This window comes from Azospirillaceae bacterium, from assembly GCA_028283825.1.
Lineage (GTDB): Bacteria > Pseudomonadota > Alphaproteobacteria > Azospirillales > Azospirillaceae > Nitrospirillum.
In genome coordinates, this window is record JAPWJW010000003.1 from 229458 (window position 1) to 243277 (window position 13820).

The following is a 13820-nucleotide window of genomic DNA, read 5'->3' on the forward strand; positions in this document are numbered from 1 at the left end:
TCCGCCGGCTTGGCTTCCTCGGTTTCCAGTACACTTCGTTTCCCAGAAACCCGCGGCGGCCGCAGTCGCGGCCTATCTTGGGTTTGATGCCAATGTCCTTCTTCCTGCCGCACGATCTGCTGAAGCTTGAGACCCTCAATGATCTTGAGGGTGACACGCCCGCCCCGGATTGGGTGGCGGACAGCTTGGCCACCGCTCCCTGGGTGGTGGTCCGGCGGGCGATGGCGCCCACCGGCCAAGTTGCGGTGGGCGTGCGGGGACGGGAGCGTCATCAGCGCTGGGGTGCCCGCCTTCCCATCAAGGCCGTGGCGGAATGCTGGCGGCCGGAGGCGGTGGTGGAGCGTTTGGCCATGCTGCCCCCGGCAAGGGCGGCGGTAGTACCGGCCCTGGCCGCCATCCCGGACTTGATGGCGGCGCTGGCGGCGCGGGGCCTGGTGGGTGGCCCCACCGGCAGCACGGGTTTCGAGCTTGCCAGCGGTAGGCCCACGGCCACGGCCGCCAGCGACCTGGACGCCATGGTGCGGGCCCCAAAATTGCTGGAACGGGCGCTGGCGGTCGATCTGGTTCAGGCGCTGGCCGTCTTGGCCGTCCGCTGCGACGTCGTGCTGGAAACCCCGGCCGGGGCCATCGCCCTGGCGGAATATGCGCGCGCGCCCGGCCCCGTCGCCGCCCGTGGACCTCACGGCCCCCGGCTGGTGGCGGATCCCTGGGCCAAAGACGAGGAGTTAGGCGCATGACCACTTTTCTCTGCCCCGGGCAGGGGGCGCAAACCCCCGGCTTCATGCATGAACTGCCCGACACGCCGGAGGTGGCGGCGACCTTGGCGGAGGCCAGCCGCGCGCTGGGCCACGACGTGTTGGACCTCGATACGGCGGAGCACCTGGAATCCACCGTCGCCGTGCAACTGACGGCCCTGGTGGCTGGTGTCGCCATGAGCCGGGCGCTGATCACCCGCGACGTGCGGCCTGATTCTGTCGCGGGATTGTCGGTCGGGTCCTTCACCGCCGCCGTTATCGCCGGCGCCTTGGACTTCACCGACGCCGTGCCGCTGGTACGCCTGCGCGCCTCCCTGATGGAACAGGCTTATCCCACCGGCTACGGCATGGCGGCCTTCGGCGGCTTCAACCAGCGCCGGCTGGCGCAGTTGGCCGAGGCACAGGCGACGGCGGAGGAGCCGCTGTACCTGGCCAACTTCAACGCCCCGACGGAGATCGTGGTGACCGGCGCCGTGGCGGCGCTGGAACGCCTGGTGACATCGGCGCAAGAGGCCGGCGCGCGCCGGGCCCAGCGCCTGGCCGTCAGCGTGCCGTCGCACTGCCCCTTGCTGGCGGATGTTTCCACCAAGCTGGCGGCGGCGTTGGAGAGCATTCCCATTCAGGCGCCGCGCCTGACCTATGTTGGCAACCGCCGTGCCCGCATCCTGCGCGATGCGGCGGCGGTGGTGGAGGAACTGGCCACCAATGTCTGCAATCCCGTGCTATGGCACGACAGCACGACCCTGCTGTTCGAATTGGGTGAGCGTTTCTTCATCGAGATGCCGCCCGGCACCACCCTGACCGGTCTGGCCGGCGACGCCTTCCCCGACGCTGACGCCCGCTGTTCCAGCCGCACGCCCTTGGACACCTTGGTCTACCTGGCCGCCCGCGCCGCCCGTGAGGGGTGAGCGGCGGCGTCAGTCGAAATCGAACAGGTTGGTCTTCTTCAGGGCGTTGCCCAAGGCGGCGATGTTCTCCGGTGTCGGCTCTATGTAGCCGGCATTGGCGATCGACAGCTTGTCGTCCGTTTCTCGCAGGGCATTGAAGAAGACGGCCCGATACCGCAGGCTCGTCAACAGATAGGCCCCTTGCTGCACGGTCAGCGGTTTGCCGCCGTTGGCGACCTGGGCCGCGTCCACCATGTCGTTCCAGCCCGCGATGTCCGCTGTCGCCTCGTCCACCATCTTCATCTGGATGAAGGTCTTCAGATCGTTGGCGGTCGGGCCGTTGGGCATGGGGCTGGGCGTCCTGATGTGTGCCGCCAGGTGTCCCAGCACGAAGGTCATGGTGTTGGGCGGAATAGAATCGGTCTGGCGCGCGTCGAAGGGCTGGGCCTGGGCCACGTTCACCAGGAAGACCGGCATGAAGATGATCTTGCCGTCGCGGGCCATGGCGGCGAAGGGGTTGGGCTTGCCGGTGGCGTCGATCTCGAACCCCTTCAGGGTGCCGGCTTCCGCCAGGGCGTTCAATTCGGCGGTCAGGGCGGGTGATCCCGTGATGGCGTCGGCCACCTGCCTGTACTGGGTGGCATCGGCGTGCGCCGCAAAGTCATCAAGTTCCTCCTGCAACGGCGCGCTCAAGGAAACGGCCAGCGCGGCCGTTGCGACAGTCAGGCCCATTCCCATCTTCCCCATCCCGTTGCGGCCCCTTGGTGGGATCGCGCTTCACAAATTGCCTTAATGCGACCATTCCCGCCATAGGTGTGATGATCCGGTCAGTCTCTTGGTTTCACGGCACAATTTTTTATCTTATCGTGCGACCGGCAACCAATGATGGGGATGGGACGATGCGGGATAGCCGGCGCGTGGGTGTGATGGGGCGGCGCGATCTGCTGGCCGGGGCGGGTGCCGCCTTCGCGCTGGCCGGCTGTGCCGTCAACGGCGGTGGGCGTTTGCCGGGAACCGCGCCGGGCCTGGTCCTGCCGCCCATCCGTGCCAGCGTGGACCGCATCACCCGCATCACCGTCTGTACCCGGCCCTTCCGTGCCCAGGGCCCGCGGCTGGAGGTGGAGCGTATCGGCCAGAAGCTGGTGGTGCACCAGTACGGCCACGGCGGTAGCGGCTGGTCGCTGTCCTGGGGCTCCGGCACCATCGCCACCGACATGGCGATGCGGACGGGGGAGCGGGACATCGCGGTCATCGGCTGTGGCGCCATCGGCCTGACCACTGCCATCCTGCTGCAACGTGCTGGCGCCAAGGTCACCATCTACGCCAAGGATTTGCCGCCCAACACCCGCTCCACCTTCGCCACCGGGTCGTGGACGCCCGATTCCCGCATCTGCCTGGAACAGTACGCGACGCCGGAGTTCAAGGCGCTGTGGACGCGGATGTGCCGCACTTCCTTCCAGACCTACCAGACCCTGCTGGGCCTGCCGGCCAACCCCATCGAATGGGTGGACAACTACTTCGTCGCCGACCAAGCCAACCGCGACCGGCATGAGGCGGTTACGGATAGCCGCCCGCCCTTCGCCGACGATCTGCGCCATGAACTGACGCCGGAGCAGCAGCCCCATGCCGTGGAGATCCCGGTGGGACAACACCCCTTCGGCCAGCGCTATGTCCGGCGCAGCGCCAACATGGTGTTCAACGTGGCACCTTATAGCCACCTGCTGCTGTCGGATTTCCTGGCTGACGGCGGCCGCATCGAGGTGCGGGAGTTCCACACGCCGGCCGACTTCGCCAGCCTGCCGCAGAAGACCTTGGTCAACTGCACCGGCTATGGCGCCCGCGCCCTGATGGGCGATGAGTCCGTCATCCCCGTGCGCGGTCAGCTGGCCCGTGTCATCCCGCAGGATGAGGTGCGCTACGGCCTGTTCTACAACGGGGTGTCCTTCGTGCCGCGCCGTGACGGCTTCGTTTTCCAGGCGGTGGGGCCGGACGATTATTACGGCTACAACGACGACACGCTGGAACCGGACCGCGCGGTGGCGGAGGACTCGATACGCACCATCGCCAGCCTGTTCCCGCCACCCACCTTCGGCTGAGCGTCAGCCCGGCCCCTCATCCAGCATCATGATCTGGCCGCGCAGCCATTCATGCCCCGGGTCGGCCTGGTGGCGGGGATGCCAGGCGGCGTAGAAATCGTAGCTGTGGGTCGCCGGCAGGGGCAGGTCGAACAGGTCCAGCACGTCGGCATAGCGGCGGACCAGCCGCGCCGGCAGCACGCAGACATAGTCCGTGGCCAGCAGGATGGGCACCGCCAGCATGAACTGGTGGATGGACAGCGCCACCCGGCGCCGGCGGCCCAGCCTCTCCAGATCCTCATCCACGAAACCGTGGAAGCTGCCGCCGCTGGTCGACACCAGGATGTGTTCCAGGGCGCAGTAGGTGTCCAGATCCAGCGGCCCGATGCCGCGCGGGTGGCCCTTGCGCTGGGCCACGCGGTAATGCTCCGTCCCCAGCCGGCGGGCGATCATGGTGGGCAGGATGGTACTGGGCGACCCGATGATCAGGTCGACCTCCCCCCGTTCCATCTGCCCTTGGATATGGATCCGGTCGGGGGTGTGGAACGACAGGCGGATCCCGGGACCCGCCACGGCGCGCAACCGTTCCATCAGGGCCAGGCCCACTACCACCGTGCCGTTGTCGCTGGCGGCGATGGCGTAGTCGCGCACCGCCGTCATGGGGTCAAACACCGGTTGCTGCCGCACCACCCGTTCCAGGGTGCATAGGGCGGCGCGCAACGGCCCCTGCATCTCCAGCGCGCGGGCGGTGGCGACCATGCCGCGTCCGGTCTCCGACGGCACCAGCAGGGGGTCGTGGAACAGATCGCGCAGGCGGGCCAATTGCGCCGACAGCGCCGGTTGGCTGATGCCCAGCCGGGCGGCGGCGCGGGTGACGTTCGCCGTCTCCAGCAACGCGTCCAGCGAGGCCAGCAGGTTCAGGTCGATGCCACGCAAATCGATCATGTTTATACGTCCGATACAAATGATCGATTTCAATTATAGCCTCGGGTGGGGCTATCAAACCAGGGCATCCACCGTTCCGCTCATGTGAGGTTCGCCATGGCACCGCCGCCCGATCCCGGTTCCGCTGGCCCGGCCATCCCGGTTTGGCCCTTGCGCCTGCTCAGCCTGGCCTATTTCACCATGGGCACCGGGTCGCTGGCGGTGGTGGGGGCGCTGCCGGCCATCGCCACGTCGATGAACCTGACGCGCGGCGCGGTGGCCCTGCTGATGTCCGCCTTTGCTGTCGCCTTCGCCATCGGTGCGCCGGTGGTGCAGATGGTGGCGGGTCATCTGCCGCGCCGCACCCTGCTGCTGGCCGGCCTGACGGTGCTGGGGGCCGCGGCCGGATTGTCGGCGATGGCCGACAGCTATCCCACATTGCTGGCGGCGCGCCTGTTGGGGGCGCTGGGCGGCTGCGCCGTCAGCCCGGTGGTCTCCGCCCTGGGCAGCACGTTGGTGCCGACGCGGTTCCAGGGGCGGGCGCTGGCCATCGTTTTCAGCGGCATGACCATGGCGTCGGTGATCGGCGTGCCCTTGTCTGCCTGGGTGGCCGACCGTATCGGCTGGCGCCCGCTGTTCCTGGGCATCGGCGTGTGGACCTGGGCCGTGGCGCTGGCGCTGGCCTGGGGCATCCGCGACCGGGGCCGGGGGCATGCGGTGCGTCCGCGCCAGTTGCTGGCCGTGCTGCGGCACCCCGGGGTGGGCGGGGGCATCCTGATCATGGTCGCGGAGATGGCGGGCCTGTTCACGACATACACCCTGGTCACCCCGCTGCTGCGCGACCGTTTCGGTGCCGATGCCGACCAGACCTCCCTGGCGCTGATGGCGCTGGGTGTGGCGGGACTGGGCGGCAATTACCTGGCCCGCTGGCTGGCGGATTTGTGGTCGGCCGACCGGTCGGTGGCCGTGGCCCTGGCCGTGCTGGCCGCCACCTTCCTGGGTCTGGCCGGGGCACCGCCGCGCCTGTGGGCGGCCGTGGCCGGGCTGGTGGCCTGGGCCCTGGCCAACGATCTGTTCATGCCGGCGCAGCAGCGCCGCATGGTGGAACTGGCGCCCGACATGCGTGGCCTGGTGCTGGCGCTGAACGCCTCGGCCATCTATGCCGGCATGGCCGTGGGTTCCTTCACCGGCGGCACGCTTTATCCCCTGACGGGCGTGGGTGTGCTGCCGCTGGCCTCCGCCGGGTTCATGGCGGTGGCCTTGGGGCTGCTGGCACTGACGCGCCGCCGGCGGACGCGGGCGATCACCGGCTTGGCCACCGTCTGCCCAAATGCGGGTTGAGAATGGGATTCCACTGAATTTTCCGGACGGTGGGATTGATTTCCGCCCGGCACTCCGCACCTTCTACCTGCCAGTGGGGCGCCTGCTCAGGACGGCCCGGCTAAAATCCCGCAGGGAGAGAGGGGAACCCATGATGTCGCGCGCATCCGTCTTCGTGCTGGCCTTCGGGCTGGCCACGTCCAGCCTGGCGCTGGCCGCCCATGCCGCACCCGCGCCGTCGGCGGCCATCACCGCGGCGGTTGAGGACACCCACCGTCCCCAGGCCGACCGTGACCGCGACGCCGACCGCAAGCCCGCCGACATGCTGGCTTTCGCCGGGGTGAAGCCGGGCGACAAGGTGGTGGATTTCATTGGTGGCAGCGGCTATTTCACCCGCCTGTTCGCCAAGGCGGTGGGCCCCAAGGGTCGCGTCTACAACGTGCTGCCGGGTGAGATCGCCACCAGGTCGCCCAAGGCGGTGGATGGCCAGAAGGCCCTGGCCGAAGACAAGAGCTACGGCAACATCGTGCCGCTGATCCAGCCGGTCGACTCGCCCGTCATCCCAGAAAAGGTGGATGTGGTCTGGACCTCCCAGAACTATCACGACCTGCACGACGCCTTCCTGGGCCCGGCGGACGTGGCCAAGGTGAACAAGGCTATCTTCGACGCGCTCAAGCCCGGCGGCGTCTACATCGTGCTGGACCACGCGGCGGAGGCCGGTTCGGCCTTGCGCGACACCGACACCCTGCACCGCATCGATCCGGAAACGGTGAAGAAGGAGGTGCTGGCCGCCGGCTTCGTGCTGGAGGGCGAGGACACGTCCTTGCGCAACCCGTCCGACAACCACACCCTGAAGGTCTTCGACCCCAGCCTGCGCGGCCACACCGACCAGTTCATCTTCAAGTTCCGCAAGCCGAAGTAAGCAGTACCCATGTTTCGAAAGGGCTGCGCCATGGTCAATGGACCATTGCGCAGCCCTTTGTTTTTGCGGACACTTTCCTCCAGAGTTCAAGAAAACGGGGGACGGGGCGATGGGGATGACGGGGCGGTTGGCGCGCACGGCGGTTTTGGGGATGCTGCTCCTGGTGATGGGAACGGCACGGGCGGCTGATGTGCCCTATTCGGTGCTGGACGGTTACGCCCATCATGGCCATGGGGAGCGGCTGAACACCCCGCAGGATGAGGTCGCGTGGCTGAAGAAGAACCGCTTCGTCCATGGCGAACTGGACGACTTCCCCACCGACGCCATCGTGCTGCACCGGGTGGACGTGGCGGCCTATTTGGACGCGTCGGGTTTCGCCGGCCAGTACACCCAGCTGTCCTACGGTTTCACCGACCCGTCCGACGTCTGGATCGTGCGCAAGCCGGGGACGGCGCCGTTCGCCGTGGTGCGCGGGTTGCCGGGGGCGGGCGGCATCACCACCCAGGTGGCGGAGCTTCAGGCCATGGGGGCCCGCCGGATCATCCATGTCGGCACCGCCGGCCTGCTGTCGCCCGAGGTGCCCTACGGCCAGATCATCGTTTCCGACGGGTCGTACCGCGATGGCGGCGCCTTCCTGCTGGCGCCGGATGCCAAGGAACAGGTGGCGCGGCCCGACGCCGACCTGACGGCGCGCCTGCGGGCGGTGGCGGCCGGGTCCGGCGTGCCCAGCGCCCGGGGCGTCGGCTACACCATGCCCATCTATTATTTCCAGCCGGGCAGCATCCTGCGCGACCTGCTGGCCATCCGGGGGCCCGACAAACCCACCTTCGTGGAGATGGAGGAGGGGCCGTTCTTCACCCTGGCCCATCTCATGGGCCTGAAGGCCGCCAGCGTGGTCGTCGGCTCCGACCGCCTGGTCAACACGGACGGCCACCTGGCGCAATCCCTGTGGGACGGCGACCTGGACGCCCTGGAACTGGCGGCTTTCAAGGTGGCGGTGCGGGCGCTTGAGGCCCCATGACCCGCGAGGAGGATGATTGCATTGACCCTTCCGTAATTGCATATGATGGGCGCGCTGGGTGTTTGGTGTTGGGGGCGTGTTGGGACGGGATTCATTGAGCGGGGCGATCCTTATGGGGAAGGACACCCGGCACGAGGCCATGTGCCGGGTATTGGGACTGGTTCTGCCGCGCCGCGGATTGATGGTGGCGGCGCTTTACCTCCTGGTGGCGTTGGCGTCCGTCCTGATCCTGGCTTATGCCGTTCCGCCGCTGGAGACACCGGACGAGGTCAGCCATTTGCTGCGGACCGTCATGATCTCGGAAGGCCACGTTCGGCCCGTCCGCATCGATCACGACCTGGGGGGGCGGATCGATAACGCGGTCATCTCTTATTGGCAGGCCTACAGCGCCCATATCGGCAAGGCCGCGCCGGTTTCCCCCGACATGGCCGCCGCCGGTGCTGCGGTGCGCTGGGCGAACGCCGAGGTGCTGTTCCCCTTTTCCAATTCCGCCCAGTACGGCCCCTTTTTCTACTTGCCCCAGGCGGTGGCCCTTGGCTTGGGGCGGCGGATCGACCTGTCGTTTGAGGAGTCGTACCGCGTTGCCCGGTTGGCGTCGGCCTTGAGCAGCATCCTCGTGGCCGCTGCCGCCATTGCCCTGACCCGCTGGGGCAGGCCGCTGATGACCGTCATGCTGCTGACACCCATGTTCCTGTTCCTGACGGTCTCGGTATCGCAGGACGGCCTGGTCATCGCCATGGCGGCGCTGTATGGCGCGCTGCTGACACGGCTGTGGTCGCGGGCGGCGCCCACGGATCGGGATGAAGGATGGCTGACCGCGAACCGGACCTTCCTGGCGGCGCTGGCCTGCGTGCTGCTGCTCAGCCTGGCGCGGATGCCGTATGTGCTGCTGTCGTTCCTGCTGGTTCATCCCGATGGCCCGGGCATCGGCGCCCTGGCGCGGCGGCGCGGGTTCCTGGCGGGGCTCGCCACCCCTTTGCTGGCACCGGCCGTCGCCGTTGTTGGTGTCGTCGCCTGGGCGCTGCTGGCGCATATTCCTGGAACCATGGTCACACATGATCCAAGCATCAACGCCGGCGCGCAGCTGGCGCCGCTGCTGACCCATCCCTGGCGCATTCCGTTGGTCATCGCCGCCAGCTGGCCCGGCATCTCTGATACAGACGTCCAGATCATCGGCGTGCTGGGCTGGCTCAGCATCGGGCTGCAGCCGTGGGCCTATATGATGGGGTGGTCCGCCGTGAAGGCGGCCATTGTCGCTACCTTGCTGCAGCGCTCCGGACCGGCCCTTGCCTCCGCACTGCTCGCCTGGGCGGTGTTGCTGGCGGTGATGTGCGGCATCGTCATCGCCCTTTACGCGACCTGGACCCCGGTGGGGGCCGCCGCTGCCGTGGGTATGCAGGGCCGTTATTTCATCCCGTTGATCTGCCTTGGGGCCTTGGCGCTGCCGTCGCTCCGGTCCTTGGTTCCGGCTTCCCTGCGCAGTCAGCCATGGTGGGGGATTGGGAAGGTGGACCACGGGCTGGACTGGGTGCGCACGGCCCTGGCCGTAGTCGCTTGCGCCTATATGCTGCAGGTCCTGGCGCATGGCTTGGTGCAGGTGCGGCATGCGTATCTGGGCGTCTGAGGCGCGATCCGACCCCGTCGTTGCAATGCCCTGTCGTTGATTGCATATGTTGCGCATTGTTCGGGGGCGTTACTGTGGGGGACGGGTGGAACAGGGGCTGCGCTGGGAAGGCATCTTTCCCCACAAGCCATCCATGCGCCGTTTCGGCGATTGGGCGTTTCCCCGGCGCGGCTGGCTGGCGGTGGCGCTCTATCTGCTGGTGGCGCTGACGGCGGTGGTGGTGATGGCGCGCATCGTGCCGCCCTTCGCCGCGCCGGATGAAGGCAGCCATTTGTTGCGGGCAGCCTCCATCGTTGCCGGGCACATTGGGGGCCGGCGGGTGGACGACGGCATCCAGGGAGAGGTTGACGAAGGTGTCGTCGCCTTCCTGCGTGCCTACGAGAGCCATTTCACCCAACCCAGTCCGGTTCCCCCGGCCATGGCCGCCGCCGGCGCCGCGGTGCGCTGGTCCCATCGCGATGCGGTGATGCCCTTTCCTAACACCGGGCAGTACGGGCCGTTCCTTTACCTTCCCCAAGCAGCCACCTTGGCCGTGGCGCGGGCGCTGGACCTGCCGGTGGAAACCTCATACCGCGCCGCCCGGTTGGCGGGCGCCCTGGCCAGCATCCTGGTGGCCGCCGCCGCCATCGGTCTGGCTCGGTGGGGGCGAGTCCTGCTCATGACGCTGTTGCTGACGCCCATGTTCCTGTTCCTGGCGGTGTCGGTGTCGCAGGATGGGCTGGTCATCGCGGTGGCGGCGCTTTATGCCGCCCTGCTGTCCCGCCTGTGGTCGGATGGGGTGCCGGCGGGCGTGGGGACGGTGTTGGTCGCCTTGTTATGCGTGCTGCTGCTCAGCCTGGCGCGGCCGCCCTACGTGCTGCTGGCCCTGCTGCTGGTCGATCCACGGCCGGGTCGCTTCGCGTCGCTGTTCCGTCGCTTGGCCATGCCGCTGGCGGCGGCGGGACTGGCGGTCCTGCTTTGCCTGTCCTGGATGGCCTGGGGGCACCTGTTCGGGGTCAAGGTCGCGGTGGACCCCGCCGTCGATGCGTCCGCCCAGGCGCGCTTGCTGCTGGCCCAGCCCTGGCGCGTTCCCCTGATCGCCCTGAATTCCTGGCGGGCGGCTTACATCTCCGCGGCCCATGTCATCGGTGTCCTGGGCTGGCTGCGGATCGGCCTGGCGCCCTGGGCCTACATCGTGGGGTGGGGTTGCCTGTGCTGCGCCGGGCTGGCGGCCTTGCTGCGGCCGACGGGGCCGGCGCCATGGCCGGCGTGCCTGGTCTGGCTGGTCGTGCTGGCGCTGACGGCGGCCCTGGCCCTGGCCCAGTACCTGACATGGACACCCGTGGGCGCCCCGGCGGTGGAGGGGCTGCAGGGGCGTTATTTCATGCCGCTGATCTGCGCCGGCGGCCTGGCCCTGCCGCCGTTGCGCCGGCAGGGGTTCGGGCGCGCCCGGCGGGTGTTGGCCGGGGTGGCCTGCGGTGGCATGGGGCTGGTCCTCATCCACGGCATCCTTGTCCTGCGCCGGACGTATCTGGGGGTGTGACCGGTCTCACCTCGCAATGCCGAGGGGGCGTGCTTAGTTAACGAACAGCAATTCCGTGCGTGCGTCAGCCAAGAAAGGCCGGTCCCCCCGTGTCGCTTTCCATTCCCCTTTCCGTCCTGGACCTGGCCCCGATTGTCGAGGGCGGCACGCCCGCCCAGGCGCTGGCCAACAGCCTGACCCTGGCCCAGCATGCCGAGGCGCTGGGGTATCGCCGCTTCTGGCTGGCCGAGCATCACAACATGACGGGCATCGCCAGTGCCGCCACGGCCGTGGTCATCGCCCACGTCGCTGGCGGCACCAGGCGCATCCGGGTGGGGGCCGGCGGCATCATGCTGCCCAACCACGCGCCACTGGTGATCGCGGAACAGTTCGGCACCCTGGAATCGCTGTTCCCCGGCCGTATCGATTTGGGCCTGGGCCGGGCGCCCGGCAGCGACCAGCGCACCGCCTGGGCCCTGCGCCGCGACCGCACGGACAATGGCGACAACTTCCCCCGCGATGTGCAGGAGCTTCAGGCCTATTTCCGCCCGGCCCAGCCGGGGCAGGCGGTGCGCGCCGTGCCCGGCGCCGGCCTGGACGTGCCCCTCTGGATCCTGGGTTCCAGCACCTTCGGTGCCCGACTGGCGGCGGAACTGGGCCTGCCCTACGCCTTCGCCAGCCATTTCGCGCCCGACCAGCTGATGGAGGCGCTGCACGTCTACCGCCAGTACTACAAGCCCAACGCCGCCAACCCCAAGCCCCATGCCATGGTGGGTGTGAACGTCTTCGCCGCCGACACGGATGATGAGGCGGAGGTGCTGTTCACCTCCCTCCAGGATCGTTTCGTGGCGCTGGCCCGCGGCAACCCCGGCCCCCTGCGTCCGCCGCAGCCGGGTGTGCAGTGGAGCATGGAGGAACGCGCCTGGGCTGATCGGGCCTTGCGCTATTCCGTCGTTGGCTCGCCCGAAACGGTGCGTCGTGGCCTGGCCGCCATAGCGGAACAGACCCAGGCGGATGAGATCATGGTGACCGCCGCCATCCATGACCAGGCCGCCCGCCTGCATTCCTTCCAGATCACCGCCGAGGTCGCCGGGCTGACGCCCGGCGCCTGACGGTTCCCCATTACTTCTGCGACTGTTCCCGTACCGCGCGGAACTCCGCCTTCTCGTACCATTTGGGCCAGGCGTCGCTGGTCGCCAGGCCGCGGCTGAGGTCGTAGAGCATGTTCACGTCGGCGGCACCGCCGGTGAAGTCCATGTCCGCCGACCACTCGTCGGAGGGCTGGTGGTAGTGCAGGCGGGTGAACTCGTCCTGCTTGGCGCGGCCCCAGTCGGCGCCGTTGGCCACGCTGTCGATGCCGCTCTTGGCATAGACGACGGGGATGCCGATCTTGGCCAGGCTGAAATGGTCGGACCGGTAGTAGGAACCGCGCTCGGGGAACGGCTCCCCGTTCACCACCTTGCTGTGGGTCTTGGCCCAGTCGCGCAAGCTGTCCTCCAGGTCCGACTTGCCGCCGCCCACCAGCACCACGTCGCGCACGGGGCCCAGCACCCCCAGGCCGTCCATGTTGAAGCCGGCCACCGTCTTGCCCGGGGCGAACAACGGGTGCTGGGAATAGTATTCCGATCCCAGCAGGCCCTGTTCCTCCGCCGTGTAGGCGATGAACAGGACGGACCGCTCCGGCTTCGGCGCCTTGGCGTAGCGCTTGGCCATCTCGATCAGGCCGGCGATGCCCGACGCGTTGTCCAGCGCGCCGTTGTAGATGGTGTCGCCGTTGACCGCCGGGCCGATGCCCAGATGGTCCCAATGCGCGCCCACCATCACCACCTCATCCGGGTGCTTGGTGCCGGGAATCAGGCCGACCACGTTGTGGGACACGATGTCCCGCTCCGCCGGGGTGATGCCGACGCTGACCTTCACGGGCAGGGGCATGGCCTTGAAGCCGCGCCGGGCGGCGCTGTCCTTGATCGCGCCATAGTCCAGGCCGGCCGCCTGGAACATCTCCTTCGCCACGTCCAGCTGCACCCAGCCCTCGATGGCGCTGCGGCTGCCCAGGCCGCCGTCGGCCGGCATCAGGGTCAGCTTCGGGATGGCGTTGCTGCTGGCGACCACGCCCCAGGGGTAACCGGCCGCACGGGTCTCATGCACGATGATGGCGGCGGCCGCACCGTGGCGGGCGGCCTCCTCATATTTATAGGGCCAGCGGCCGTACCAGGTCATGGCGCCGCCGCCGAACAGCTTGGGGTCGCCGGTGGCGAATCCGGGATCGTTGACCAGGATCAGGACGGTCTTGCCCTTCACGTCCACGCCGGCATAGTCGTCCCAGCCGAATTCCGGCGCTGTGATGCCATAGCCGACGAACACCACCTCGCTGTCGGTCACCGCCGCGTGGTCGGTGCGCTGGCGGGTCCACAGCATCATCTGGCTGTAGTAGTCGTAGGTGTGCGACTGCACGCCGCCGTCCTTGGCCGTGATCGCCACCGCCAGCGGGCCATCGACTTTGCTGGTGATCTCTGTCATCGGCACGTCCTGGAGGTAACGGCCGGCCACCGGCTTCAGGCCGATCTTCTGGAACTGGTCCTCGATATAGGCGACGGCCTTGTTCTCGCCTTCCGTCCCCGGCTTGCGGCCCTGGAAGTCGTCCGACGCCAGGATCTTCACATGTGCCGACAGCGCCGTGGCCGTCACCGGCGGGCTGTCCTTGGGCGCCGCCAGCGCCGTCGTCGCCAACAGCGACACCACCAGCGTCGCGCCCAGAATGTTGCGTGCCATCTGCTCCCCCATTCCTGAA

At 68.4% G+C, this 13820-nt stretch carries 12 protein-coding genes; 9 read left to right on the plus strand and 3 right to left on the minus strand.

Going from position 1 to position 13820, the window contains the following annotated elements; translation table 11 throughout:
* The first annotated feature begins 92 nt into the window (after nt 1-92).
* Nucleotides 93-737 (plus strand): malonate decarboxylase holo-ACP synthase, encoded by a 645-nt coding sequence (locus PW843_12965; GenBank protein MDE1147506.1) that lies wholly within the window; start codon nt 93-95, stop codon nt 735-737.
* Entirely contained in the window at nt 734-1663 is a 930-nt protein-coding gene (mdcH, locus tag PW843_12970; GenBank protein ID MDE1147507.1) for a malonate decarboxylase subunit epsilon, read from the plus strand. Before PW843_12965 ends, mdcH begins: the two co-directional genes overlap by 4 nt.
* Nucleotides 1664-1672: 9 nt before the next feature.
* On the opposite strand, the gene PW843_12975 is transcribed toward mdcH, so the two are convergent.
* Nucleotides 1673-2374 carry a hypothetical protein gene (locus PW843_12975; GenBank protein ID MDE1147508.1) on the minus strand — a complete coding sequence of 234 codons (702 nt, stop codon included), beginning with the start codon at nt 2372-2374 and terminating at the stop codon, nt 1673-1675.
* Nucleotides 2375-2541: 167 nt separating this feature from the next.
* On the opposite strand from PW843_12975, the gene PW843_12980 reads away from it, so the two are divergent.
* The gene (locus PW843_12980) at nt 2542-3738 is read left to right on the plus strand and encodes an FAD-dependent oxidoreductase (protein MDE1147509.1); all 1197 of its coding nucleotides are present in this window, start codon (nt 2542-2544) and stop codon (nt 3736-3738) included.
* 3 nt (nt 3739-3741) lie between these two features.
* Here PW843_12980 and PW843_12985 read toward each other — a convergent pair whose 3' ends face one another.
* On the minus strand, nt 3742-4662 hold the full coding sequence (locus PW843_12985; protein ID MDE1147510.1) for a LysR family transcriptional regulator: 921 nt from the start codon (nt 4660-4662) through the stop codon (nt 3742-3744).
* A gap of 96 nt (nt 4663-4758) precedes the next feature.
* Between PW843_12985 and PW843_12990 the strand changes: the two genes are divergently transcribed.
* The 6 genes from PW843_12990 (at nt 4759) to PW843_13015 (ending at nt 12141) form a co-directional block, all read left to right on the plus strand.
* Entirely contained in the window at nt 4759-5982 is a 1224-nt protein-coding gene (locus PW843_12990) for an MFS transporter (protein MDE1147511.1), read from the plus strand.
* 130 nt (nt 5983-6112) lie between these two features.
* Nucleotides 6113-6883 carry a methyltransferase gene (locus tag PW843_12995; GenBank protein MDE1147512.1) on the plus strand — a complete coding sequence of 257 codons (771 nt, stop codon included), beginning with the start codon at nt 6113-6115 and terminating at the stop codon, nt 6881-6883.
* A 151-nt stretch (nt 6884-7034) separates the two neighbouring features.
* Nucleotides 7035-7904 carry a hypothetical protein gene (locus tag PW843_13000; protein MDE1147513.1) on the plus strand — a complete coding sequence of 290 codons (870 nt, stop codon included), beginning with the start codon at nt 7035-7037 and terminating at the stop codon, nt 7902-7904.
* 112 nt (nt 7905-8016) lie between these two features.
* Nucleotides 8017-9528, plus strand: coding sequence for a DUF2142 domain-containing protein (locus tag PW843_13005; protein ID MDE1147514.1), 1512 nt, complete (start codon nt 8017-8019; stop codon nt 9526-9528).
* Nucleotides 9529-9574: 46 nt separating this feature from the next.
* Nucleotides 9575-11050, plus strand: coding sequence for a DUF2142 domain-containing protein (locus PW843_13010; GenBank protein MDE1147515.1), 1476 nt, complete (start codon nt 9575-9577; stop codon nt 11048-11050).
* Between the two features lie 89 nt (nt 11051-11139).
* Nucleotides 11140-12141, plus strand: coding sequence for an LLM class flavin-dependent oxidoreductase (locus PW843_13015; GenBank protein MDE1147516.1), 1002 nt, complete (start codon nt 11140-11142; stop codon nt 12139-12141).
* A gap of 10 nt (nt 12142-12151) precedes the next feature.
* On the opposite strand, the gene PW843_13020 is transcribed toward PW843_13015, so the two are convergent.
* Entirely contained in the window at nt 12152-13801 is a 1650-nt protein-coding gene (locus PW843_13020; GenBank protein ID MDE1147517.1) for a M28 family metallopeptidase, read from the minus strand.
* Nucleotides 13802-13820: the final 19 nt, after the last annotated feature.